This window comes from Nocardioides psychrotolerans, from assembly GCF_900113685.1.
GTDB classification, from domain to species: domain Bacteria; phylum Actinomycetota; class Actinomycetes; order Propionibacteriales; family Nocardioidaceae; genus Nocardioides; species Nocardioides psychrotolerans.
On record NZ_FOQG01000003.1, the window covers coordinates 289116 to 314107 of the forward strand.

A 24992-nucleotide genomic window follows, 5' to 3' on the forward strand; every position below is an offset into this window, starting at 1 on the left:
CGGACCGACGCTACCGATCGCTGCTGTGGCCCTCCACAGAGAGTCCCCGGACGAGGTGGCCGAGCATCGGCCAGAGCAGCTGCCGCTCGGGGTCGTCGACCACGGCGTTGAAGCCCGAGAGCTCGAGCATGACGTAACCGTGCAGCGCGCTCCACAGCTGACCGGCGACAGCGGCCGGGTCGTCCTCGCGCAGCGCGCCGGCCACCATCGCCCTGCGGGTCACGTCGACGAGCTGCCCGAACGCCGCCAGGCCCACGCCGAGCTCGTCGTCGTGCAGCCGATAGCCGCCGAGCGAGGCCGAGCCGAACATGACGGCGTAGACGTGGGGGTTCTCCAGCGCGTGGGCGCGATAGGCGCCGGCGACCCGCGTCAGGTCGTCGAGCACGTCGTCGGTGGTCTCCACGGCCGCCACGCGCTCGAAGAGCCGGGCGAAGCCGTCAGCCACGACCTCGCGCACGAGCGCGGGCATCCCGCCGAAGTGCGTGTAGACCGCCATCGTCGAGGTCCCGGCCTCGCGCGCCAGTCGCCGAGTGGACAGGGCCGAGGGCCCCTCCTCACCGAGCAGCCGGGCAGCCGCCTGCAGCAGGGCACGTCGTACGTCGGTCTCCTCGGGCACCTTGTCAGCCTCTCATCACAGCGTTATCGTCGCTCATAACACTGTTATAGGAGACGCCATGGACAACCGCTACCTGCAGGGCAACTTCGCACCCGTCACCGACGAGGTCACCGCGTTCGACCTCCCGGTGAGCGGCACGATTCCCGACCACCTCGACGGCCGCTACCTGCGGATCGGTCCCAACCCGCGCCTCGACGGCCCGGGGGCGGTCGACCCGGACGGCTACCACTGGTTCATCGGCGCCGGCATGGCCCACGGGCTGCGGATCGCCGACGGCTCGGCGCGGTGGTACCGCAACCGCTGGGTCCGCCCCGAGGGTGACGAGCTCGCCCCCAACACCAACATCGTCCAGCACGGCGGACGCACGATGGCGCTGGTGGAGGCCGGCTCGCCGCCGTACGAGCTGACCGACGAGCTCGAGACCGTCGGCCGCTGCGGCTTCGCCGGCGACCTCGCCGCGGGCTACACCGCCCACCCGCACGAGGACCCCACGACCGGCGAGCTGCACGCGCTCTCCTACAGCTGGACGCGCGGCAACCGCGTCGACTACTCCGTCCTCGACACCGCCGGCCGGCTGCGGCACCAGGTGGAGGTCGAGGTCCACGGCAGCCCGATGATGCACGACTTCGCGCTGACCGAGCACTACGTCGTGATCTACGACCTGCCGGTCACCTTCGACATCGACATGGTCGCGGGGAAGATGCCGCGCCCGCTGCGACTGCCGGCCCGGCTCGCCCTCAACCGGGTCATCGGCCGCAACCCGCTGCCCGACGCCCTCGTGGGTGCGATGGCCCGCGGCAACGGCGCCCCGAGCCAGCTGCCCTACTCCTGGGACGACGACTACCCCGCGCGCATCGGGCTGCTGCCCCGCGAGGGCAACAGCGCCGACGTCCGGTGGTTCGAGATCGACCCCTGCTACGTCTTCCACACCCTCAACGCCTACGAGGACGGCGACGAGGTCGTCATCGACGCCGTGCGCCACGAGCGGATGTTCGCCACCGAGTTCACCGGGCCCTACGAGGGCCTCTCGTCCCTGGTGCGCTTCACGGTCGACACCGTCGCCGGCAAGGTCCGTGAGCACCGCTACGACGAGCACGCCCAGGAGTTCCCCCGCCACGACGAGCGGCTCACCGGTCAGCGGCACCGCTTCGGCTGGTCGGTCGGCCTCGACGGCCCTGCCCCCGGCGACAGCGTGCTCAAGCACGACGTGGTCGGCGCGACGACGCTCGCCCGGCCGCTGGGCGCGGGCAAGGAGGTCGGCGAGTTCTGCTTCGTCCCGCACGCGGACGACGCGGCCGAGGACAGCGGGGTGGTGATGGGCTACGTCCACGACCGGGTCACCGGCCTCAGCGACCTGGTGCTCCTCGACGCCGAGACGCTCGAGGACGTCGCCGCGGTGCACCTGCCCGTGCGCGTGCCCGCCGGGTTCCACGGCAACTGGGCGCCGACGGCCTCCTGATCCCTCAGAGCTGCGGGAGCACGACCTCGCCGCGCGCGAGCGCGGGCAGGTCGCGCCCGATGGTGACGTCGACGGGGCTGGTCAGGCAGCGGATCGACCCGCCGCCCTTGTGGAACTCACCGACGTCCACGACGACGACCTCGAAGCCCCACGCCTCGAGCTGCGCACGCACGCGCGGCGGGCAGGCCGGCATCACGATCGTGCGGTCGACGACGACGGAGTTGGCGGCGAACGTCGTCAGTGCCTCCTGCTCGGTGAGGACGAGCGGCTCGGGCACGAGCTCCATCAGCGCGCGGGCCGAGGCGTCGTCGAGCGCCGAGGGGCACACGATCGCGCGGCGCTCGTCGAGCGGGCAGAAGGCCAGGTCGAGGTGATACATCCCGGGGTGCGTGATGCGCAGGCCGCGGACCCGGATGCCCAGGTCGCCGGCGAGGTGCTTGAGGGCGAGCTCCTCGGTGCGCGGGCCGTAGCCCACGACCAGCGCGTCACCGAACGCGAAGGCGTCGCCCGCCTCGAGGTGCGCGCCGACGCCCTCGCTGCCGACGTACGACGTCGCGTAGCCCTGCGCGGCGAACCATGCCTGCGCGGAGCCGGTCTCCATGCGGCGCTGGGCGTAGCGCATGTGGCTCATCACCACGTGGCGCTGCGCCGGAGAGCCGGGATCGGTGGGACGGACCAGCGCGAGGCCGAGGTTCATCGCGTAGACCATGTCGGGCGCGTCCGGGCGCTGCGGGACGACGTCGACGCGGGCGCCGAGGCCGCGCAGCGTGGCGACCATCGACTGCCACTGCTCCATCGCGAGCGCCGGGTCGGGCTGGACCGCAGGATCCATGAACGGGTTGATCGCGTAGTCGACGCGGAAGTGGGTCGGCTCGACCGCGACGTAGTGGCGGCCCCAGGCCAGTGGCTCGGTCATGCGTTCACCTGCTTGCCCATTCGATAATTGTCAGACAATCTGACAAGAGGCAGTGTGGTGGCTGGGAGCTCCCCGCGCAAGGCGGCGCGACCCGCGCGCCGGGTGGGTCAGAATGGTCGGCATGTCCGAGCCGTTCGCCACCCTGCACCTGGAGCACTCCTCCACGGTCGACCGCGCGGCCGAGGAGCTGCGCCGCGCGATCTTCGACGGCGAGCTGGAGTCGGGCACCCCGCTGCGCGAGGTCGCGCTGGCCTCCTCGCTGGGCGTCTCCCGCCCGACCGTGCGCGAGGCGCTCACGGTCCTGGTCGCCGAGGGACTGGCCACCCGCGAGCCCCACCGTGGCGTCAGCGTCTCCGCCCCCGAGGCGAGCTCCGTGCGCGACGTGTGCGCAGCGCGCTGGGTGCTCGAGGGCTCCGGCGTGCGCCGGTGGCGCGAGGCACACGAGAGCCAGCGGCAGGCCGTCCGGTCGACGTTGTCGGCCTACACCTCGGCCGTCCGTCAGGGCGGCTCCTACCAGGAGCTCAACGAGCGCCACCTCGCCTTCCACGTGTCCCTGGTGGGCCTGACCGGCAGCCCGCGCCTGGTCGCGATGGCCGACGAGCTGGTGGTCGAGCTCAAGCTGGCGCTCGCACAGGTCGAGCGGATCCGACGCAACGCCCACGACGAGGCCGACACCCACGCCGCCCTCGTCCAGCTGCTCGAGGACGACGACATCGACGGCGCCTCGCTCTTCCTCGAGAAGCACCTGGAGGACGCCGCAGCCGAGATCATCGAGGCGCTCGGGCTGTCCTGACTGCCTCTCCTGGCTGGCACACTGGCCACCGTGCGCTTCCTGACCTGGCTCCTGACCACCGCGATCGCCCTCGCGACCGCTGCGTGGCTGATCGACGGCATCCGCTTCTCAGGCCCCTCGCAGGGCACCGCCGAGATCCAGGAGAAGCTGCTCCCGCTGATCCTGGTCTCGCTGATCCTCGGCGTCGTCACGTCGTTCGTGAAGCCGGTGCTCACGATCCTGAGCTTCCCGTTCGTGATCATCACCCTCGGCCTCTTCCTGCTGGTCATCAATGCCGCGATGCTGCTGCTCACCGGCTGGCTGGCCGAGAAGCTCGACATCGGCTTCGACGTCACCGGCTTCTGGCCGGCGCTGGGCGGCGCGGTCGTCATCACCGTCACCACCTGGATCGTCGACTCGGTCATCGGCCCCGACGAGCGGCGCTGACGGTGCCCGCGGCGACGCTGCCACCGGCGCGCACGCCCGGCCAGTACGCCGTGGCGCTGGTCTGCCTGGGCAACATCTGCCGCTCTCCCATGGCCGACGTCGTGCTCTCCGACCGCGTGGCCGCCGCCGGCCTCGCCGACCGCGTCACGGTCGAGAGCTGCGGCACCGGCGACTGGCACGTCGGGCGCCGCATGGACCACCGCGCCGCAGCCACCCTGACCAGCGCCGGCTACAACGCCACGCGCCACCGCGCCCAGCAGCTCGACGACTCCTGGGCCGAACGCTTCGACGTGCTGCTCGCGATGGACGCGAGCAACCTCGCGGGCACCCGATCAGCGGCCTCTGCCGACGGAGGGGCCGGTGAGCGCGCCCTGCTCTTCCGCACCTTCGACCCGGTCGACCCCGGGGGCGAGGTCCCGGATCCGTACTACGGTGGGGACAGCGGCTTCGAGGAGGTCCTGGCCATGGTCGAACGCACCACCGAGGTGATCGTGGCCGCCCTCGAGCAGGTGCTGGGCTCCTCGGGCGATCGCCGGGGCGATCGGTCGTGACCCGCCAGCCGTGGGTCGCCGCGCGCGCCGAGGAGCTCCTCGGGTCCTCGGTCGTGGCCACCGCACCCATCGCCGGGGGCGACGTCTCCACCGCCACCAAGCTGAGGCTCTCCGACGGCACGACCGCGATCGTCAAGACGCTGCCGCACTCCCCCGAGCACTTCTTCGAGACCGAGGCGGCCGGCCTCGCGTGGCTGGCCGCGACCACCGACGCGGGGGGTGTCCACGTCCCCGAGGTGCTCGCAGTCGACCCCGAGTGCCTGATCCTGCGCTGGGTCGAGCCCGGGAAGAACGGCGTCGAGGCGGCTGCCTCGTTCGGCAGGGCCCTCGCGGTCACGCACGCGGCCGGCGCCCCGTCGTACGGCGCGGAGGCCGACGGCTTCATCGGCCGCCTGCCGCTGCCCAACCGCACCGCGCCGACGTGGGCGGAGTTCTACGCCGTACGCCGGGTGCTGCCCTACCTCAAGCTGGCCCGCGACCGCGGCGCGATCACCGACGGGCAGGCGGCCGTCGTCGAGGCGCTCGTCGGACGGCTGACCGACCTGCTGCCCGAGGAGCCGCCCGCACGGCTGCACGGCGACCTGTGGAACGGCAACGTGCTGTGGGGCCAGGACGGGCACGTGTGGGTCATCGACCCTGCGGCCTACGCCGGTCATCGCGAGGTCGACCTGGCGATGCTCGCCATGTTCGGGCTGCCGCACCTGCCGCGCGTGCTCGAGGCCTACGACGAGGCCACCCCGCTCGCCGACGGCTGGGAGGACCGCATCGGGCTGCACCAGGTCTTCCCGCTGCTGGTCCACGCCTGCCTGTTCGGCGGCGGCTACGGCGCACGCGCTGCCGAGACCGCCGCGCGCTACCTCTGAGGTCCCCAGCTCTCAGGACGCACTCAGGCGTTCCTGGCACAGTGGCACCGTGTCCACCAGTGCCGTGAAGCCCCGCGTCCTCGTCGTCGACGACGACAAGGCGGTGCGTGAGTCGCTGCGACGGTCGCTCGAGTTCAACGGCTACGACGTGCACCTCGCCGCCGACGGCGCGGAGGCCCTCGCCGGCATCGGCACGCTCAACCCCGACGTGGTCGTGATGGACGTGATGATGCCGCGACTCGACGGCATCGAGACGACCCGCGCGCTGCGCACTGCCGGCAACGACGTCCCGATCCTGGTGCTCACCGCTCGCGACGCGATCGGCGACCGGGTCGAGGGACTCGACGCCGGCGCCGACGACTACCTCACCAAGCCCTTCGCACTCCAGGAGCTCCTCGCCCGGCTGCGGGCGCTGCTGCGCCGCATCGTGCCCGCCGAGGACGCCCCCGAGGAGACGCTGAGCTTCTCCGACCTGTCGATGAACGTCGCGACCCGCGAGATCATCCGCGGCCAGCGGAGCATGGAGCTGACCCGCACGGAGTTCACCCTGCTCGAGATGTTCCTGCGGCGCCCGCGCCGGGTCCTCGAGCGCTCCTTCATCCTCGAGGAGGTCTGGGGCTACGACTTCCCCACGACCGCCAACTCGTTGGAGGTCTACGTCGGCTATCTGCGCCGCAAGACCGAGGCCGAGGGCGAGACACGGCTGATCCACACCGTGCGGGGTGTCGGCTACGTCCTGAAGGAGTCATGAGCGAGCCCGAGGTCGGGCGCTGGCGCTACCGCCGGTCGCTCGCCAGCCGGGTCACGCTGCTCACGACCATGGCGGTGGGGGTGACCGTGGCCTTCCTCGCTGCCGGCGCCTACGTGACGGTGCGCATGCAGCTCCAGTCGACCCTCGACGACACCCTCTACGAACGGGCCTACCAGACGACGGAGGCGCCCACGATCCTCAACCGACGCACCGGCGACCAGGTGCCGGCCTGGGCGCTGGTCGCGACCGACCTGCGCATCGCGCTCGTCTACGAGGACGGCACCGTCTACCGCCCCGAGCAGCTCGACGACCCGCCGGCGCTCGGCGACCCCGAGCTCGACGTCGCGCAGGGCGAGAAGGCGTCCAGCATCCGCACCGTCCTGGGCGGGCCGGTCGCCTACCGGGTCGTCACCGTGCCCTACGGCGACGGCCAGGCGTTGGTCATCGCCCAGTCCCTCGACGGGCAGCAGCGGGTCCTGAGCAAGCTCGGCATCGTGATGCTGATCTTCGGCCTCCTCGGAGTCGCCGCCGCCGGGGCCGCAGGCTTCGGCGTGGCCCGCAACGGCCTGCGCCCCGTGCGGCGGCTGACGAGCTCGGTCGAGCACATCGCGCGCACCGAGGACCTCACCCCCCTGCCGGTCGAGGGGGACGACGAGATCGCCCGCCTCGCCTCGGCGTTCAACGCGATGCTCGCCGCCCTGTCGGCCTCACGCGACCGGCAGCGCCAGCTGGTCGCCGATGCCGGCCACGAGCTGCGGACGCCGCTGACCTCGCTGCGCACCAACGTCGACCTGCTCACCCAGGCCTCGGAGCCCGACGGTCCCGACCTGCCGCCCGAGGCGCGCGCCGAGCTGCTCGAGGACATCCGCGCCCAGATCGAGGAGCTGACGACCTTGATCGGCGACCTGATGGAGCTCTCCCGTGACGAGCCGCTGGCGCCCGTCGTCGAGCCGGTCGACCTGACCGAGGTCGTCGACCACGCCGTCGCCCGCGTGCGGCTGCGCGCCCCCGCCGCCACCTTCGACGTCGACGCCCGGGCCTGGTGGGTCGAGGGTGACGCCAACGCACTGGAGCGGGCCGTGACCAACCTGCTCGACAACGCCGCCAAGTGGAGCCCCACCGACGGCACCGTCACGGTGCGCCTGCGCGACGGCCTGCTCACCGTCGACGACGAGGGTCAAGGCATTGCCGAGGCCGACCGGCCCCATGTCTTCGACCGCTTCTGGCGCTCCGACGAGTCGCGCACCATGCCCGGCTCGGGGCTCGGCCTCTCCATCGTCCGCCAGGTCGCCGACCGCCACTCCGGCACGGTCGCCGCGGCGGCCTCGCCCTCCGGGGGCGCCCGGCTCTCGCTGTGGCTGCCCGGCACACCCGCACCCGCCGTCCGCGAGGTCGTCCATGGCTGAGCGTCACCTGCCCCTACGCCCCGGCGCGCTGCTCGGTGGCCTCGCCCTCGCGGCCACCCTCGCAGCCACCCTCGGGGCGTGCGGCGACGAGGCACCGGCGACCGACCCCGCCGCCGCCGTACCCACCACCCCGCTGTGGAACCCCTGCGACGGCCTGAGCGCCGAGGGCGTCTCCGAGGTTCTCGGGACCGTGGTCACGATGGACGCCGGTCGTCCTGCGGTGCCGCGGTGCGCGTTCACGCCTGCCGAGGAGGGCGGCGCGGCGATCGACGCCAACTACGTGCTCTTCCCGGCCGGTCTCGACGAGGCCTGGGACACGATGGGCGAGCTCGACGGCACCGTCACCAACCCGACGATCGCGCGCGCGGACGACGCGCGGGTGGTCGTCAACGTGGACGACGGCTCGTTGCTGGTCACCGGCTTCGTGCAGAACGACGACCTGATCCAGGTCGTCAACCTGGTCGACCCCGCGCCCTACGACAGGGTCGTCGCCCTGCGCGCCGTGCGTCAGGTCATGACGGATCTGTCCGCGCACGCCGACGGGTCCGCGTTCGGCGGCTGACCATCTGCCGAGTCGGCGCGATGTCGCAGCGCCGTACGCCGAGTCGGCGCGATGTCGCAGCGCCACGCTGGGTCTCCGTGCGACATTGCGCCGACTCGCGCTCCGGTCAGTCGAAGACCGCGAGCAGCCGCTCGGCCTTGACCAGCGACTCCTCGTGCTCGAGCGACACCTCGGACTGCACGGTGATGCCGCCGCCGGTGCCGAGCACGTAACGCCCGTCGCCGGTGGTCGTCAGCGAGCGGATGACGACGCCCAGGTCGGCGCGGCCGTCGGCGCAGACCCAGCCGAAGGCGCCGGAGTAGACCCCCCGCGAGGTGTCCTCGACGGCCTCGATGATCTGCATCGTGCGCAGCTTGGGCGCGCCGGTCATCGAGCCGGCCGGGAAGAGCGTGCGCAGGGCCTCGATCGTGCTCACCCCGTGAGCAAGACGCCCGCGCACGGTCGAGACCAGCTGGTGCACGGTCTCGTAGGACTCGACCGCCATCAGCTCGGGCACCTCCACGCTCCCCGGCTCGCAGACCATGGCAAGGTCGTTGCGCAGCAGGTCGACGATCATCAGGTTCTCCGCCGCGAACCGCGGGTCCGTCGCGAGCGAGTGCCGCTCGCGCTCGTCGTCCTCGGGCGTCGCGCCGCGCCTCGTGGTGCCCTTGATCGGCTTGGTCTCCAGCGTCCGGTCGGCCCTCACGAGGGCGTAGCGCTCCGGCGAAGAGCTCAGCAACCAGGCGCGCGCGTCGGCGAGGTCGTGCTGGAGGAAGCCGGCGTACGGCGCGGGGTTGAGCTCGCGCAGCTGCAGGTAGGCGGTCACGGGGTCGAGGTCGCTGAGGGTCTCGAGCCGGTAGGTCAGGTTGACCTCGTAGGAGTTGCCGGCGTGCAGCTCCTCCTGGACCCGCTCGAAGGCGGTGGTGTAGGCGGCTGGTGGCGGGCTGGTCGGTGCGGCCGTCCGGGTCGTGTGCCGGAGACCCCGCGGTGGGGCTGCCTGCGGCACACGACCCGCATCCGCGCCGGGCCCGGCTGCCGGCGTCGCGTGCTCGAACAGCCGCACGTGCCGCGCCCGCATCCACACCGCGTCGGGCAGCACCTCCCTCGCGGCAGGGCGGTCGACGGACGCCGGCAGATCGGGACGTGAGGCATAGCCGAGGTAGCCGAACCACTGGTCCCGTGGCCCACCCGCGGCCAGCTCGGCGGCCAGCACCGCGAAGACGTCGTCGCCGACCACGCTCGACCGCTCGCCGACGTGCCGGGTCACCTCCCGCGCCACCGCGTCGTAGGAGATCGACACGTCGTCGGGCTCGAGCCAGCCGATGAGCGAGCGGCGGCCCGACCACTCGCGCGCCCCACCGCCGTCGAGCCAGAAGCAACGCGGGTGCTCCGCCGCGACCTCGCGGAAGAACGCGACCGGGTCGCCGGTGGTCACCTGCACCCCAGGAAGTTGGCCACCAGCAGGGCGCCGTGCTCGGACAGCACCGACTCGGGGTGGAACTGCACGCCGGCGAGCGGGAGCTCGCGGTGCTCGACGCCCATCGTCAGACCGGTCAGCCCGTCCACGGCCGTGACCCGCAGGCACGGGGGCAGCTCGACCGCGGCCAGCGAGTGGTAGCGCACGGCCCGGAAGCCGTCCGGCACGCCCGCGAAGACCCCGGTGCCGTCGTGGTCGACCCGCGCCACCACACCGTGCCCGGGGGGCACCCGCTCGACGCGGCCGCCGTACGACGTCACGAGGCCCTGCATCCCCAGGCACACCCCGAGCACGGGCCGACTGCCGGAGAGCAGGACCTCACGCCCCACCGCGAAGTCCGCCTCCACGTCGGGCCGCCCGGGCCCGGGCGAGAGCACGACGTGGGAGTGCTCGAGCACGGTGGCGCCGTCGACCTCGTCGTGCTGCACCACCCGCGGCAGGACGCCGGTCACGCCGGCGACCAGGTGCACCAGGTTGTAGGTGTAGGAGTCGTGGTGGTCGACCACCACGACGTCCGGCACCACGACGTCCGGATCCACCTCGGGCTCCACCTCGGGCACTCCGGCCCTAGCCGTGCTCGGGCCCGCCGAGCAGCAGGTCGACGACGAGCTCGTGCAGCACGTCGTAGCCGCGCTCGGTCAGGATCGACTCGGCGTGGAACTGGATGCCGCGGTAGTGCGGACCCGTGAGCACGTTGATGTCGTGGGTCTCCTCGTCGGCGTCGACGGTGACGCCCTCGGGCAACGAGCCACCGGCAGCGTCGACCCGACCGACGAAGGTGTTGTAGAAGCCGACCCGCTCGGTGCGGCCGTTGACGACCACGGGCGACTGGGTGCCCTGGAAGACGATGTCCTTGTAGACCAACGGGATCCCGAGCACGTGGCACAACGTCTGGTGCCCCAGGCAGACCGCGAGGAACGGCTGCTCCTGCCCGAGCAGCTCAGCGACGGCGGCACGCATCCGGGCGATCTTGGGGTCGTCGCCGTCGCGCGGGTCACCGGGGCCGGGGCCGACGATCACCAGGTCGTGGCCGTCGAGACAGCCGGCGACGTAGTCCTCGTGGCGCACGACCGTGCTGGTCAGGCCGAGCACCCCGAGCACGTGACGCAGCATGTTGACGAAGTCATCCTCGCCGTCGAGGATCACCACGCTCTTGCCGGCCAGGCGCCGGTCCGGCGGCGAGCCGGCCTGGTCGGTCAGCCAGAAGGCGCTGAGCCGGCGGTTGCGCTTGTTGAGCGAGAGCAGCACGTCCTCGTCGTTGACGAGCTCGGCGATCTTGACGTCGGGCACCGGCGCTGCGGGCACCAGGCCGAAGGCGCGCAGGATGCCCGCGGCCTTGGCGTGCGTCTCCGCCACCTCGTAGGCCGGGTCGGAGTCACGCACCAGCGTGGCACCGGCGGTCACCTTGAGCCGCCCGTCGAGAGAGACGTCGGCGGAGCGGATGACGATGGGGCTGTCGACGACCGGCCCGCCATCGGGGTCGCGACCGAGGATCGCGAGGGCCGCGCCGTAGTAGCCACGCCCCTCGGTCTCGTAGTGCTTGATCAGCCGGCACGCGTTCTCCACGGGGCTGCCCGTGACAGTGGCGGCGAACATCGTGTCGCGCAGGACCTCGCGCACGTCGCGCTCGGTGTGGCCGGCGAGGAGGTACTCGGTGTGGATCAGGTGCGTCATCGGCTTGAGGAACGGTCCGAGCACCTGGCCACCCTCGTGGCAGATGTCGCACATCATCTTCAGCTCCTCGTCGACGACCATGAAGAGCTCGTAGATCTCCTTCTCGTCGTCGAGGAAGTCCAGGAGCTGCGCCTTGGCCGTGCCGGCGGCGTCGCCGGAGCGGGGGATGCGGAAGGTGCCGCTGATCGGGTTCATCCGGACGTCACCGCCGTGGATGGTGACGTGCCGCTCCGGGCTCGCACCCACGAGGTAGCGGTCACCGGTGAAGAACAGGTAGGTCCAGTAGGCACCACGCTCGCTCTCGAGCAGCCGCTTCAGGACGGTCAGCGCGGTGGCGGCGCTCCAGTCGGCGACCTGGGCCCGGTAGTGGCGCCCGATCACCAGGTTGGCGCCCTCGCCCTGGCCGATCTCGTCCTCGATGATCGCCTCGACCAGGACCGCGTAGAGCTCGTCGTCGGTCTCGAACCCGCCGCGGTCGGTGAACTCGACGGGCACGTCGTCGATCGCCTCGATGATCTCGGCGACGGAGAACTCCAGCTCGGTCTGGACGTCGACGACCACCAGCGGGGTGCCGTCGTCGTGGGCCGCGAAGCCGCGCTCCGCGACCTGCCGGAACGGCACCGCGACCAGCCGGTCGGCGATGTGGCCCTCCTGGGGCGGCCCCTCCTCGAGAGGTACGTCGAGCAGCGACTCCACCACGCTGCGCCGGCCGCCCACCAGGCCGACCGTGTCGCGGTCACCCGCGCGGGTCGAGCGGCGGATGATCGCCCATGCCTCGTGCCCCTGGAGCGCGGCGATGGCGTCCCGGGCGGCAGAGGTCGACTCAGACATGGCCGCAGCCTAGTTCCGGAGCCCTCGCTCAGCTCACGGTGGTCAGCAGCTGGGTGGCGCGGGTGAGCACGACGTAGAGCGTGGCGCGTCCGGTGGCGGACTCGTCCTCGATCTCCTGCGGCCGCACGACCGCGATCCCGTCGAACTCCAGGCCCTTGGTGTCGAGGCCGGTGAGCACGACGACGCGGTCGACGCCCGAGGGCGGCACCGAGGAGTCGATGGCATCGCGGGCGTGGGGTGCGTGGGCGGCGAGCTCCGGCCAGGACGCCAGCCAGGCGTTGACCTCGGAGCGTCGGGCGACAGGTACGACGATCCCGACGGTCCCGCGCACCTCGCCGGCGATCTCGACCACGGCAGCGCGGGTGGCCGCCTCGAGGTCGGTGACCCCGGTGACGACCTGTGGCTCGATGCCGGTCGAGCGCACGGCGGTGGGCAGGTCGGCGTCGAGGCCGACGCGCTCGGCGTAGGCCGCGGCGTGCGCGTAGATCTCCGAGGAGTTGCGGTAGTTGGTCGAGAGGTGGAACTCGTGGAGCGCCTTGCCGTCCAGCGCCGTCGCCCGCGCCGTGCGCGACTCCTCCGGCACCGGCCAGGAGGACTGGGCCGGGTCGCCGACGATCGTCCAGGACGCGGTGCGGCCGCGGCGGCCGACCATGCGCCACTGCATCGGGGTGAGGTCCTGCGCCTCGTCGATGAGGATGTGGGCGAAGGGGTCGTCCTCGATGCGGTAGGTCGGGGGTGCCCAGGCGCGACCCGACGGGGCGTACTCCCGGTCGGAGGCCGTGGTGAGCTCCTGGAGATCGACGGCGCCGTCGATGAGCGCCATCGGGTCGTCGCGGTCGTCCTCGACCTGGGCGGGCACGTCGCCGAGCGCGTAGCGCAGCTCGTCGAGCAGCGGGACGTCCTGCACCGACAGCGAGGCGTCGCCGCTCCACGACTTGGTGAGCAGGCGCTGCTCCTCGGCCGTGACGACGCCTTCCCCGACGCGGGCGAGGAGCTCGGGGTCCCGCAACCAGCCGAGCACGTCGGCCGCCGCGAGCGGCGGCCACCAGGCCACGGCGAAGTCGACGAAGTCGCGGTGGGAGAGCATGTCGTCGTCGAAGGCCTCGCGGCCCCGCTCGCGACCACGCTCGCCGCGGACCTGGCGCCACATCGCGTCGAGCAGCGTCGTGGCGACCCGGGGCAGCTGGCGGTTGCGGCGGCCCTGGGACATCAGGTTGCGGCGCACCCGCCCGAGCGCGCCGCGGTCGAGCACGATGATGTCGTCGCGCCAGAACACGCGGAACTCCGTGGGGCTGCCCGGCGCCTGCTGGCGCGAGGTGCGGCGGACGACCTCGGCCATCCGCTCGGAGCCCTTGACGTCGGCCACGGCCGGCTCGTCGTGCCGGCTGGCCTTGACCCCGTCGACGACCTCGCCGAGGGAGCGCAGGGCCACCGCGGTCTCGCCCAGGCTGGGCAGGACCCGCTCGATGTAGCGCATGAAGACACCGCTGGGCCCGATGATCAGCACGCCGCCGGCCTCGTAGCGACGGCGCTCGTTGTAGAGCAGGTAGGCCGCGCGGTGCAGCGCCACGACCGTCTTGCCCGTGCCCGGGCCGCCGGAGATCGCGGTCACGCCCTTGCTGGGTGCGCGGATCGCCTTGTCCTGCTCGGCCTGGATGGTCGCGACGATCGAGTGCATGGAGCGGTCGCGGGCACGGGAGAGCTGCGCCATGAGCGCGCCCTCGCCGACGATCGGGAGCTCCGCGCCCTGGGCCTCGAGCTCGGCGTGCGCCTCGGCGTCGAGCAGCTCGTCCTCGACCCCGACGACCCGGGAGCCGGTGGCGCGCAGCACGCGCCGTCGTACGACGTGGTGCGGCTCGGCCGCCGTCGCCTGGTAGAACACGGCAGCCGCGGGGGCCCGCCAGTCGATGAGCAACGAGTCGCGGTCGGCGTCTCGCAGGCCGATGCGGCCGATGTAGCGCGGGGCGGTGTCGACCTCGGCCTGGAGGTCGAGGCGGCCGAAGACCAGGCCCTCGTGGGCGGCGTCGAGCTGGGCGATGCGCTTGGCGGCCTGGAAGACCATCGCGTCGCGCTCGACGAGGCCACCCTCGTGGCCGAGCTTGCCGCGGTCGTGGCCCTCCAGGGCCAGCCGACGGGCGGCCGAGGCAGAGTCGTTCAGCTGGACGTAGACCCGGTCCACGAACTCCTGCTCGCGAGCGACCTCGCGCTCGACCAGCTCCTCAGACAACGCGGTTTCCCCTCAGCCCCGACGCTCACGTCGCTCACGTCGCTCGCCGGTGGCTCCCGTCCTGGGGGACCCGCCGTCCGAGCAAGTCCGCAAGCCTATAACGCCTGACGCCGAGGGCCATGATCTGCTCGCCATCGCGAACGGGAAGGTGGCTGAAATGGCGGATGCCCCGCACTGGCGCGTCCCCCGATGCGCCTCGTGCGGGGCTTCCGTGTCCCCCCATGTCAGTTGGTCCCCCCGGGCCTTCCGACATCCCCAACGCTACGGAACCGACCACCACACCAGGCCCACGAGGCTGCCACGAGTCGGTAACAGGCTCCGAGAGATGAGTGATGGTGCGCAGCCGCCCGGCGTGGAGGCCGAGGGGCGGACCTTGATCACTTCTTGCGGTTCAGGAAGGCCGCCATCGCCTCGCGGGCCTCGTCGCTGCCGAACAGGCGGGCGCTGAGCCGGGCCATGTCCTCGCCCTGCGCGTCGATGCGGGCGAGGAGGTCACGGGCCAGCAGCGCCTTGGTCTCCCGGAGCCCCTGGGGGGCGCCCGTCGCCAGGGAGGCGACGACCGACGCGACGGCGTCGTCGACCTCCGCGGCCGGCACCGCTCGCGTGACCAGGCCCATCACCACCGCCTCGGCCGCGGTGAACGGCTCTCCGGTGAGGCAGGTGAGGGCAGCCGCCCGCGAGGTCATGCGGGGTAGCACCGTGAGGGAGATGACCGCAGGAGCCAGACCGAGCTTGACCTCGGTGAGCGCGAAGCTCGCCTCGTCGGCCGCCACCACGACGTCGGCGGCCGCGATGATGCCGATCCCGCCCGCCCGAACCGGGCCGTGCAGCGCCGCCACCACCGGCTTGGGGTGGGCCACGATCAGGCGCTGCATCTCGACCAGGACCCGCGCACCCTCCTCCATGCCGCCCTCGGAGGCCTCCGTGAGGTCGGCCCCGGAGCAGAACACCCGGCCGGACGAGCGCAGGACCACGACGGACACGTCATCGTCCTGCGCCGTCGAGCGCAGGTGGGCGAAGAGCTCGGTCACGAGCTGGCGGGAGAGGGCGTTGCGGTTGTGGGGCGAGTCGAGCGTGATGGTCGCGACGGCGTCGGAGACCACGCAGTGCACGAGCTCAGCGGGACGCTCGGTCGAGGCGTCAGTCGCGGCGTGAGTGACAGGGGTCATGCGGGTCATCTTGCCGCAGCCCCATCCGGACCGGCTCCCGCTCCGAACCCCTCGCATGCAAAAACGTCTGCTCTACGCCTCCTTCGGACTCCTGGCGACCCTGGTCGGCATGGCGACGGGCCATCTGGTCGCCTCGCTGCTCAACCCTGCCGCGTCGCCCGTCCTGGCCGTGGGGTCGGCCGTGATCGACCTGACTCCCACCCCGATGAAGGAGTGGGCGATCCGGCAGTTCGGCACCGCCGACAAGGCGATCCTCATCGGCTCGGTGATGCTCGGTGTGCTCGTCTTCGCCGCGATCGCGGGCATCCTTGCCCGCCGCCGCTTCGCGCTCGGTGCCGGCCTGCTCGTGGTGCTCGTGGCCGTCGCCGGGACCGCCGCGATGAGCCGGCCTGCCGCCGAGATCGTGGACCTGGTCCCCAGCATCCTGACCGCCGTCGCCGGCGTCGCCGCCCTGTGGTGGCTCGACCGCACGGCCAAGGCCGCCGTGGCGACCAGCCCGGCCGTGGGCAGCGCGCCCGACACGACGTCCAAGCGCCTGCCACACCCCATGGGCGAGCGCGACACCGTCTCCTCCGAGGGCCCCCAGCACGCGCTGAGCGACAAGACCGACCAGAAGGCGTCCAGCCCGACCCGCCGCGGGGTCCTGATCGCCATGGGCGTCCTGGCCGCCGCTGCCGCCGTCATGGGGAGCGCCGGCAAGCTGATCGGCAACCTGCGCAGCCGTCCCGAGGACATCACCCTCCCCGCGGCGGCCGACCCGGCCGCGGCGCTGCCGAAGGGTCTCGACGGCCAGGTCAAGGACATCAGCAGCTTCGTCACGTCCAACAGCGACTTCTACCGCGTGGACACCCGCCTGGACACCCCGATCATCAGCGCCGACGACTGGACGCTGACCATCGACGGGGACGTCGACAACGAGATGACGTTCACCTTCGACGACCTGCTCGGCATGGACCTCATCGAGCGAGACATCACGATGACCTGCGTCTCCAACTCCGTGGGCGGTCCCTACGTCGGGTCCGCGCGCTGGCTCGGCGTACGCCTCCAGGACCTGCTCGACCTGGCCGGCGTCGGCTCCAAGTCAGACCAGATCCTCAGCACCGACTTCGAGGGCATGACCATCTCCACGCCCCTCGACCTGGCCACCGACGGACGCGACGCGATGATCGCGATCGGCATGAACGGCGAGGCGCTCCCGCGTGAGCACGGCTTCCCGGCGCGGATGATCGTGCCCGGTCTCTACGGCTTCATCAGCGCCACCAAGTGGGTCACGAAGCTCACCCTGACCACCTACGACGACGCCCAGGCCTATTGGACCGAGCGCGACTGGGACACCGACGCCCCGATCAAGATCTCGGCGCGCATCGACACCCCCAACGCCCTCGACTCCCTCAAGGCCGGCGAGGTCGTCATCGGTGGCGTCGCCTGGGCCCAGCAGAAGGGCGGCGTCGACAAGATCGAGGTCCGCATCGACGGCGGCCCCTGGCAGCCGGCCGAGCTCGGCCCCACGGGCGGCGACGACTACTGGCGCCAGTGGTTCTACAAGTGGGACGCCAAGGCCGGTTCCCGCACGGTCGCCGCACGCGTCATCAGCGGCGACGGCGAGACCCAGACGGCCACGGCCGCCAACCCCTTCCCGGGGGGCTCCAGCGGCATCCAGTCGTTCCTCGTCACCGTGGAATAGCCACCTCCGCACCAGTGGTCCAGCCCACACGAAATGGACAAACCGGCTCCAATCCGGCGGCCGGTCAGCACCGAATGACTCCTGTAAGTTCCCCAACGGAAGGCACCAAATCCCATGAAGCTCCAGACCCTTCGCCGCAACGGTGGCATCGCCACCGCCGCCATCGCCCTCTCCCTCACCCTCGCCGCCTGTGGCTCCGAGGGCGACACCGAGACCGCCACCGGCACCGACGAGACCTCCGAAGCTGCTCCCGAGGAGACCCCCGCCGAGGAGCCCACCGAGGCCGAGGCCAGCGCTGCTGACCAGACCTTCGGCGAGGGTTGCGCTGCTGTCCCGGCCGACGGCGCCGGCTCCTTCGACGGCATGGTCATGGACCCCGTCGCCACCGCCGCCAGCAACAACCCGCTGCTGTCGACGCTGGTCACCGCCGTGGGCGAGGCCGACCTCGTGGGCACCCTGAACGACGCCCCCGACCTGACCGTCTTCGCGCCGGTCAACGACGCCTTCGCCGCGATCCCCGAGGCGGACCTCAACGGCATCCTCGCCGACAAGGCCCTCCTCACCAAGATCCTGACCCACCACGTCATCGGTGGTCAGCTCGACCCGGCCGCCGTCGTCGGCGAGCAGGAGACCCTGAACAAGGACACGCTGACCGTCAAGGGCGACGAGACGGGCATGACCGTCACCGACGGCGTCGTGACCGCCAACGTCATCTGCGGCAACGTGCCCACCGCCAACGCGACGGTCTACATCATCGACGCCGTCATGGCCGGCGCCAAGTAATCTCTTCCCACGTAAGCGATCTGAACGAGAGGATCTGAGCATGGATCCTCTCAGGCCAGAACCCACGGGCGCCCCCTCCACCAAGGGGGCGCCGGTGGCGCACGACCTCTCCGAGCTCCTCAATCTCTCCGCTCGCGGGGACCAGGCGGCATTCTCGCTCCTCTACGACGCCATGGCGACGCGGGTCTACGGGCTCGCGGTCCGCGTGGTGAGGGACCCGGCCCAGGCCGAGGAGGTCACGCAAGAGGCCTTCCTGGAGATCTGGCGCAAGGCCTCTCGTTACGATGTTGAGCGAGGGAGTGCGACGGCCTGGATGCTCACGATCGTCCACCGCAAGGCGGTCGACCGGGTGCGGTCCGCTGAGGCCGCCACCAGGCGGGACACGACGTACCACTCGCAGAACCAGGCAGTCGACCACGATTCGACCGCCGACGCAGCACACGCCTCGCTCGAAGCAAGACGAGTCCGAACTGCGTTGCACAGCCTCACCGCCGTGCAGCGTGAAGCGCTCGAGCTCGCCTACTTCGGCGGCTACACACACACGGAAGTGGCAACGATGCTCGACCTCCCGGTCGGCACGGCCAAGACACGCATACGCGACGGGCTCATCCGTCTGCGCGACACGATGGGAGTAGGAGCATGAGCAGCGACATCCACGCACTCTCGGGCGCCTACGCCGTCGACGCCCTCGACGACATCGAGCGCGCCCAGTTCGAGCGCCACCTGGACGAGTGCCCGACCTGCCGATCCGAGGTCGACAGCCTCCGTGAGGCATCGGGAGTGCTCGCCGAGGCCGCCTTCGTAGCACCTCCGGCCGCCCTGCGGGACCGCGTCCTGGCCGGCATCGAGACCGTCCGCCCCCTCCCCCCTCTGGTCTCCCCCGTGGTCTCGTTGGCCACCGAGCGCAGGAAGCGACGATTTCCGGCTCTGGTCGCCGCGGCCGCGGTGATCACCCTGATCGGGACCGGTGTCGCCGCGACCCAGCCCTGGCAGGACGAGACGACGCAGTTCTCCCTGAGCGCCGCCGACCGGGTCCTCCAGGCCTCCGACGCCGAGACCTGGACCAAGAGTCCCGTCACGGGCGGCACCATCAAGGTCACCCGCTCGCGCAGCCTCAACCAGGCCGTCATCGAGGCCAAGGGCCTGGCCAAGCTCCCCGACGACAAGACCTACGCGCTCTGGCTGCAGCACGACGGGATCATGGTGCCCGCCGGTCTGATGACCGACGAGGGTGCGGTGGCCGTCGTCCTCGACGGCGACCCGGGCACCGCCGAGGCGACCGCGGTCAGCATCGAGCCGGCCGGCGGCTCGAAGCACCCGACCACCTTCCCCATCGCGACGTTCGAGTTCGAGCAGGTCTGACCCATGACCACTGCACCACGCCGCGTGGCGGTGGTGGGCTCCGGCATCGCCGGACTCACGGCTGCCTACGTCGCGGCCAAGACCGCTCACGTCACGCTCTTCGAGACCGACGACCGCCTCGGCGGCCATGCCGACACCCACCGGGTCCCCGAGACCTCGGCGCGAGGCGTGCGCGAGCTCGCCATCGACACCGGGTTTATCGTCCACAACGAGCGCACCTACCCGGTCCTGCTCAGGATGTTCGCCGAGCTGGGCGTGCAGACACAGCCCTCCGAGATGTCGATGTCGATCCGCGACGACCAGACGGGGCTCGAGTGGGCCGGCGCGCTGGGCCGCAAGGGCGTCATCCCCACCGCCGGCCACCTCGCCAACCCGCGCTACCTCCGGATGCTCACCGAGATCCCCCGCTTCCACCGCCGCGCCAAGGCGCTGCTCGCAGCCGCCGAGAGCGGCGCCGGAGCCGACGCCGACACCACGCTCCGGGTCTTCCTCGACGAGGGCGGCTTCACGCCCTACTTCACGCGCCACTTCATGGAGCCCCTCGTCGCGGCGGTGTGGTCGTGCGACCCCGAGGTCTCGCTCGACTACCCCGCGCGCTACCTCTTCAGCTTCCTTCAGCACCACGGGATGCTCACGATCTTCGGCTCGCCGCAGTGGCGCACCGTCACCGGCGGCTCCCACTCCTACGTCGATCGCGTGGCGGCTGCCCTCCCCGACATCCGCCTCGGCGCCAAGGTCACCTCGGTCCTCGAGACCCCCGACGGCGTGGAGGTCACGGACGGCAACGGCGAGGTCACCACCTTCGACGCGATCGTCATCGCGGCCCACCCCGGCCAGGCGCTCACGATGCTGGCCGAGCCGACCGAGCTGCAGCGCGAGCTCCTCTCGGCGATGCCCTACGCGCCCAACACCGCGATCCTGCACACCGACACCTCCCTGCTCCCCGAGACCGCCAACACCTGGGCCTCGTGGAACTTCCGCCGCCCCACCGCGGGACAGGGAGCTGACGGGGGCGATGGCGTGCTGGTCACCTACGACCTGACGCGCCTGCAACGCCTCGACACCGACGTCCACTACCTCGTGACCCTAGGCGGCGAGCACCTCATCGACCCGGCCACGGTCATCGACCGCATGGAGTACGAGCACCCGCTCTACAACCCCACCTCGGTCGCCGCGCAGGCTCGCCTGCCCGAGATCGACACCGACCGGGTCGCCTTCGCCGGCGCCTACCACGGCTGGGGCTTCCACGAGGACGGCGCTCGCTCCGGCCTCGCCGCGGTCGAGCGGCTCGGCCTCACCTGGCCCGACCAGGGCGAGCGGGCCGATCGCACCCCGGTCCCGGCGCTGCCGGCCGGCGGCCAGGTCTATGAGACCACCATCTCCCACACCCGTCGTGCGCCGTTCGTGCGCTCCTTCGAGCACGCCTCGCACACCTGGCTCGTCGACCTCGACGCGCTGCCGGACCACGGGATCCTCGGCCGGTTCGAGGCACGTGACCACCTCGGGTCGCCCGAGCGGAGCCTCCGCGCCAACATCGAGGACTTCCTTGCCGAGCACGGCGTCACCCTGGGTGGCAACGGGGGCGGCGGCCGGATCCTCATGGCGGCCAACGCCCGAGCCTTCGGCTACTGCTTCAACCCGATCAGCGTCTTCTGGTGCTGGGACTCCCAGGGCGAGCGCGTGGCCACCGTCGTCGAGGTGCACAACACCTACGGCGATCGGCACGCCTACCTCGTCCAGCCGGACGCCAACGGGCGCGCCACGACCGACAAGGCCATGTACGTCTCCCCGTTCCACGGAACCGACGGGCGCTACGACCTCGCCGTCCCGGTCCCGGGGCGCAGCCTCGCCATCGCGGTCACGCTCCACAGCGACGACGGGGCGGTGTTCTCGGCCGCCCTGAAGGGTCGCCGGAGCAACCGACCCGCCTGGCGCGCCGCCCCCGCTGTCCTGCGCCACTCCGCGCTCATCCGAGCCCACGGCATCTGGCTCTGGCTCCGACGTCTGCCGATCCGCCCCCGCCCGCACCACCACCAGGAAGGAGTCTCGCGATGACCGTTGCACCCGCACGCCAGTCCGCGAACTACTGGCCCGGTCTCGACACCATTCCGTCGGGTCCCCGCGCCGCCGTGTCCTCCGCCATCGCCAAGCGGCTCTTCCACGCCGCCGTCGAGCGCCTCGACGTCACGGTGGTCTCGGGCGAGGAGACCTTCGGCAAGGGTGGGCCCGTCATGGTCATCCACCGGCCCGAGGAGTTCTACGCCCGGATCGGTCGCCACCAGCTGATCGGCTTCGGCGAGGCCTACCTCACCGGCGCCTGGGACACCCGTGAGCCGGCGGACCTCGGCGAGCTCATGACCGTGCTGGCCGCAGAGGTCTCCGACCTGGTGCCCCAGAGCCTGCAGAAGCTGCGCGCGCTCGTCGTGTCCCGTCCGCCGCGGTTCCACCGCAACTCCGAGGACAACACCCAGAGCAACATCGCGCACCACTACGACCTGTCCAACGACCTCTTCGAGGAGTTCCTGGACGCCTCCCTCAGCTACTCCTCAGCGCTCTTCCCCTCCGAGGTCGTCGACCGCGGCGACCACCTTCAGGCGCTTGCCCCCACCGCCGTCCCCACGGCCGGCGAGCTGCACGAGGCTCAGGGCGCCAAGATCGAGCGCCTGCTCGACGAGGCTCACGTCGGCGAGGGCACCCGCGTCCTGGAGATCGGCTCCGGCTGGGGCGAGCTCGCCATCCGCGCCGCGCGCCGCGGCGCAGTCGTGCGCACCATCACCCTGTCCACCGAGCAGAAGGCGCTCGCCGACCAGCGCATCGCCGCCGCCGGGTTCACCGAGCAGGTCTCGGTCGACCTGTGCGACTACCGCGCCGTCACCGGCACCTACGACGCCGTGCTGTCGGTCGAGATGATCGAGGCCGTCGGCTGGGAGTACTGGCAGACCTACTTCGAGACCATCGACCGGGTGCTCGCACCCGGTGGCCGGGTCTCCATCCAGGCGATCACGATGCCCCACGACCGGATGCTCGCGACCAAGCGGACCTACACCTGGATCAACAAATACATCTTCCCCGGCGGCTTCCTGCCCTCGGTCGACGTGATCGACCAGATCACCCGCGACCACACGACGATCCGGGTCACCAACCGCCTCTCGATGGGCGCCCACTACGCCGAGACGTTGCGGCTGTGGGACGAGACGTTCCTCGGTGCCTCGGCGAAGGTGCTGGAGCTCGGCTTCGACGAGCGGTTCCTGCGGATGTGGCACTTCTACCTCGAGTACTCCCGCGGTGGCTTCGCCTCGGGCTACATCGACGTCAACCAGATCACCTTCACCCGTCCGCAGGAGACCGCATGACCAGCCAGGTCGGGACGGCCACGCGCCCCTCGTCGCCCGGCACCGGTGGTCCCGGAGGAGTGGCCGGCCAGCTCGCCGCGGCGCTCGCGCCCTTCGTGGGTGGCGAGCTGCCGATGCGGCTGCGCGCCTGGGACGGGTCCGAGGCCGGCCCGGTGGACGGCCCGCTCGTCGAGCTGCGCACGCCCGACGCCGTACGCCGTCTGCTCTGGCACCCGGGCGAGCTCGGCGCCGCGCAGGCCTATGTCACCGGCGAGCTCGAGGTCCACGAGGTCGACGGCTGGGACCTCGACCGGGTCCTCTCCCATGCGTTCTCGGTCGCTCGCGACCGGGGACTGAGCGGTGGACGACCGAGCATCGTGGCGATGAGCCGCGCTGTGCGCACTGTCATGGGGATCGGTGCCCTCGGTCGTCCACCTGCTGCACCCGCCTCGCAGGCAAAGCTGCGCGGGCGGCTGCACTCGCAGCTGCGTGACCGCTCCGCGATCAGCTTCCACTACGACCTCTCCAACGAGTTCTACTCGCTGATCCTCGAGCCGCAGATGGCCTACTCCTCGGGCTACCACTCCTCGCCCGAGCAGCCCCTCGAGGAGGCGCAGTTCGACAAGCTCTCCCTGGTCTGTCGCAAGCTCGGCCTCGAGCCGGGCATGACCCTGCTCGACGTCGGCTGCGGATGGGGCTCGCTCTCGTTGCACGCCGCCGAGCACTTCGGCGCCAGGGTCGTGGGCGTCACGATCGCCGCGGAGCAGAAGAGGTTCATCGACGCCCGGATCGCCGAGCGCGGTCTTGAGGACAAGGTCACCATCCGTCTCCAGGACTACCGCGACGTCCCCGAGCGCGACCACTTCGACGCGGTCTCCTCCATCGAGATGGGCGAGCACGTCGGGCAGGGCAACTACCCGACGTACGCCTCGGTGCTGCACCGCTCGGTCAAGCCGGGCGGGCGCGTGCTGATCCAGCAGATGTCGCGCACCGGCAGGTGGCCCGGCGGTGGACCGTTCATCGAGAACTTCATCGCGCCCGACATGTACATGCGCCCCGTCGGTGAGACCATCGCCTTCCTTGAGAGGAGCGGCCTTGAGGTCCGCGACGTCCACGGCCTGCGTGAGCACTACGTGCTGACGGTCGCCGGCTGGCTCGAGCGCTTCGACGCCCACCTCGAGCGGCTCACCGAGCTCGTGGGCGAGGAGGTCGTGCGGGTCTGGCGGCTCTACCTCGTCGGCGGCGCGATGGCCTTCCGGGACGGTCGCATGGGCGTCGACCAGATCCTCATGGTGCGTCCCGACGGGCAGCACAGCCTGCCCTGGGTGCGCGACTGGTGAACGACGTCCTGCTCGCCTCCCTGGTCGCGCTCGCCTCGGCCGCCCTGTTGATGGTGGTCACGGCCTTCGCCGCGCGCCGCCTCAACCGCGTGGCGGTCGTCGACGTCGCCTGGGGCCTCGGATTCGTCCTCGTCGCCCTCACCTCGACGGTGGTCGGGCTGACGACGGACGGTGATCCGGTCCGGCGGTGGATCGTGCTGGCGCTGGTCAGTACATGGGGTCTGCGCCTCGCCTGGCACATCCGCCGTCGGGCTGTCGGCCACGGGGAGGACCCTCGCTACGAGGCACTCCTCGGCGGCCCGCTCGACCAGGTCGGCCTGGGCCTCGCGGTCCGCAAGGTCTTCCTGGTGCAGGGCTTCGCGATCTGGTTCATCTCCCTGCCGGTGCAGGTCGGTGCGGTCTCGGACGTCTGGTGCTGGCCGATCGTCGTGGCCGGGATCCTGTTGTGGACGGTCGGCCTGCTCTTCGAGACCGTCGGCGACGCCCAGCTCGCTGCCTACAAGGCCGACCCGGACCGACCCAAGGTCATGGACCGGGGGCTGTGGCGCTACACCCGCCACCCCAACTACTTCGGCGACGCCTGCATCTGGTGGGGCGTCTGGCTGATGGCCGGACTCGGCTCCGGCTGGGTCGCCGGCCTGGCGACCGTGCTGGCGCCGGTGGCGATGACCTACTTCCTGGTCTTCGCCACCGGGGCCCGGCTGCTCGAGAAGACGATGATGCAGCGTGAGGGCTACCCCGCCTACGCCGCACGCACGTCGATGTTCTTCCCGCTACCGCCGAAGGGCTAG

Annotated in this window: 23 protein-coding genes; 16 read left to right on the top strand and 7 right to left on the bottom strand. The window is 71.6% G+C overall.

Features of this window, described 5'->3' with window-relative positions; translation table 11 throughout:
- Positions 1 to 10: 10 nt before the first annotated feature.
- Positions 11 to 616 (bottom strand): TetR/AcrR family transcriptional regulator, encoded by a 606-nt coding sequence (locus BM204_RS05740; protein ID WP_091111133.1) that lies wholly within the window; start codon positions 614 to 616, stop codon positions 11 to 13.
- 58 nt (positions 617 to 674) lie between these two features.
- On the opposite strand from BM204_RS05740, the gene BM204_RS05745 reads away from it, so the two are divergent.
- A complete protein-coding gene (locus BM204_RS05745; protein ID WP_091111135.1) occupies positions 675 to 2075 on the top strand; it encodes a carotenoid oxygenase family protein in 1401 nt (466 codons plus the stop codon).
- 4 nt (positions 2076 to 2079) lie between these two features.
- Here the strand turns inward: BM204_RS05745 and BM204_RS05750 are convergent, their stop codons facing one another.
- On the bottom strand, positions 2080 to 2991 hold the full coding sequence (locus BM204_RS05750; protein ID WP_091111136.1) for a dimethylarginine dimethylaminohydrolase family protein: 912 nt from the start codon (positions 2989 to 2991) through the stop codon (positions 2080 to 2082).
- 121 nt (positions 2992 to 3112) lie between these two features.
- Between BM204_RS05750 and BM204_RS05755 the strand changes: the two genes are divergently transcribed.
- The 7 genes from BM204_RS05755 to BM204_RS05785 are packed head-to-tail and all read left to right on the top strand — an operon-like array spanning position 3113 to position 8343.
- On the top strand, positions 3113 to 3784 hold the full coding sequence (locus BM204_RS05755; protein ID WP_170259095.1) for a GntR family transcriptional regulator: 672 nt from the start codon (positions 3113 to 3115) through the stop codon (positions 3782 to 3784).
- A 30-nt stretch (positions 3785 to 3814) separates the two neighbouring features.
- Positions 3815 to 4210 (top strand): phage holin family protein, encoded by a 396-nt coding sequence (locus tag BM204_RS05760; protein WP_091111139.1) that lies wholly within the window; start codon positions 3815 to 3817, stop codon positions 4208 to 4210.
- Between the two features lie 2 nt (positions 4211 to 4212).
- Positions 4213 to 4761 (top strand): low molecular weight protein-tyrosine-phosphatase, encoded by a 549-nt coding sequence (locus BM204_RS05765; protein ID WP_246166055.1) that lies wholly within the window; start codon positions 4213 to 4215, stop codon positions 4759 to 4761.
- The gene (locus BM204_RS05770; RefSeq protein WP_091111141.1) at positions 4758 to 5624 is read left to right on the top strand and encodes a fructosamine kinase family protein; all 867 of its coding nucleotides are present in this window, start codon (positions 4758 to 4760) and stop codon (positions 5622 to 5624) included. Before BM204_RS05765 ends, BM204_RS05770 begins: the two co-directional genes overlap by 4 nt.
- A gap of 49 nt (positions 5625 to 5673) precedes the next feature.
- Positions 5674 to 6375 carry a response regulator transcription factor gene (locus tag BM204_RS05775; RefSeq protein WP_091111142.1) on the top strand — a complete coding sequence of 234 codons (702 nt, stop codon included), beginning with the start codon at positions 5674 to 5676 and terminating at the stop codon, positions 6373 to 6375.
- Entirely contained in the window at positions 6372 to 7781 is a 1410-nt protein-coding gene (locus BM204_RS05780; protein ID WP_091111144.1) for a sensor histidine kinase, read from the top strand. Before BM204_RS05775 ends, BM204_RS05780 begins: the two co-directional genes overlap by 4 nt.
- Positions 7774 to 8343, top strand: a complete 570-nt coding sequence (locus tag BM204_RS05785; protein ID WP_091111146.1) for a hypothetical protein — start codon at positions 7774 to 7776, stop codon at positions 8341 to 8343. The genes BM204_RS05780 and BM204_RS05785 overlap by 8 nt, the downstream gene beginning before the upstream one ends.
- Before the next feature lie 106 nt (positions 8344 to 8449).
- On the opposite strand, the gene BM204_RS05790 is transcribed toward BM204_RS05785, so the two are convergent.
- The 5 genes from BM204_RS05790 to BM204_RS05810 form a co-directional block, all read right to left on the bottom strand.
- The gene (locus BM204_RS05790; RefSeq protein ID WP_091111148.1) at positions 8450 to 9763 is read right to left on the bottom strand and encodes an anthranilate synthase component I family protein; all 1314 of its coding nucleotides are present in this window, start codon (positions 9761 to 9763) and stop codon (positions 8450 to 8452) included.
- The gene (locus BM204_RS05795; protein ID WP_246166051.1) at positions 9754 to 10338 is read right to left on the bottom strand and encodes an anthranilate synthase component II; all 585 of its coding nucleotides are present in this window, start codon (positions 10336 to 10338) and stop codon (positions 9754 to 9756) included. The genes BM204_RS05790 and BM204_RS05795 overlap by 10 nt, the downstream gene beginning before the upstream one ends.
- Before the next feature lie 28 nt (positions 10339 to 10366).
- On the bottom strand, positions 10367 to 12304 hold the full coding sequence (locus BM204_RS05800; protein ID WP_091111149.1) for an anthranilate synthase family protein: 1938 nt from the start codon (positions 12302 to 12304) through the stop codon (positions 10367 to 10369).
- 28 nt (positions 12305 to 12332) lie between these two features.
- Positions 12333 to 14531 carry a HelD family protein gene (locus BM204_RS05805; RefSeq protein ID WP_091111151.1) on the bottom strand — a complete coding sequence of 733 codons (2199 nt, stop codon included), beginning with the start codon at positions 14529 to 14531 and terminating at the stop codon, positions 12333 to 12335.
- Positions 14532 to 14908: 377 nt separating this feature from the next.
- Positions 14909 to 15700, bottom strand: a complete 792-nt coding sequence (locus BM204_RS05810) for an enoyl-CoA hydratase family protein (RefSeq protein ID WP_091111153.1) — start codon at positions 15698 to 15700, stop codon at positions 14909 to 14911.
- A gap of 55 nt (positions 15701 to 15755) precedes the next feature.
- Here BM204_RS05810 and BM204_RS05815 point away from each other — a divergent pair, with 55 nt between their 5' ends.
- The 8 genes from BM204_RS05815 to BM204_RS05850 all read left to right on the top strand — a co-directional run bounded on the left by BM204_RS05815 (position 15756) and on the right by BM204_RS05850 (position 24992).
- Complete coding sequence (locus BM204_RS05815) at positions 15756 to 17384, top strand: molybdopterin-dependent oxidoreductase (RefSeq protein ID WP_091111154.1); 1629 nt, start codon at positions 15756 to 15758, stop codon at positions 17382 to 17384.
- 114 nt (positions 17385 to 17498) lie between these two features.
- A complete protein-coding gene (locus BM204_RS05820; RefSeq protein ID WP_091111156.1) occupies positions 17499 to 18167 on the top strand; it encodes a fasciclin domain-containing protein in 669 nt (222 codons plus the stop codon).
- A 40-nt stretch (positions 18168 to 18207) separates the two neighbouring features.
- Positions 18208 to 18810 carry an ECF RNA polymerase sigma factor SigK gene (gene sigK, locus BM204_RS05825; protein ID WP_091111158.1) on the top strand — a complete coding sequence of 201 codons (603 nt, stop codon included), beginning with the start codon at positions 18208 to 18210 and terminating at the stop codon, positions 18808 to 18810.
- Positions 18807 to 19529 (top strand): anti-sigma factor, encoded by a 723-nt coding sequence (locus tag BM204_RS05830; protein WP_091111159.1) that lies wholly within the window; start codon positions 18807 to 18809, stop codon positions 19527 to 19529. The genes sigK and BM204_RS05830 overlap by 4 nt, the downstream gene beginning before the upstream one ends.
- 3 nt (positions 19530 to 19532) lie before the next feature.
- A complete protein-coding gene (locus BM204_RS05835) occupies positions 19533 to 21584 on the top strand; it encodes an FAD-dependent oxidoreductase (protein WP_091111161.1) in 2052 nt (683 codons plus the stop codon).
- Positions 21581 to 22882: an SAM-dependent methyltransferase gene (locus tag BM204_RS05840; RefSeq protein ID WP_091111163.1), complete on the top strand. Its 1302-nt coding sequence runs from the start codon at positions 21581 to 21583 to the stop codon at positions 22880 to 22882. Before BM204_RS05835 ends, BM204_RS05840 begins: the two co-directional genes overlap by 4 nt.
- Positions 22879 to 24201: an SAM-dependent methyltransferase gene (locus tag BM204_RS05845; protein ID WP_091111165.1), complete on the top strand. Its 1323-nt coding sequence runs from the start codon at positions 22879 to 22881 to the stop codon at positions 24199 to 24201. Before BM204_RS05840 ends, BM204_RS05845 begins: the two co-directional genes overlap by 4 nt.
- Complete coding sequence (locus tag BM204_RS05850) at positions 24198 to 24992, top strand: DUF1295 domain-containing protein (protein ID WP_218031155.1); 795 nt, start codon at positions 24198 to 24200, stop codon at positions 24990 to 24992. The genes BM204_RS05845 and BM204_RS05850 overlap by 4 nt, the downstream gene beginning before the upstream one ends.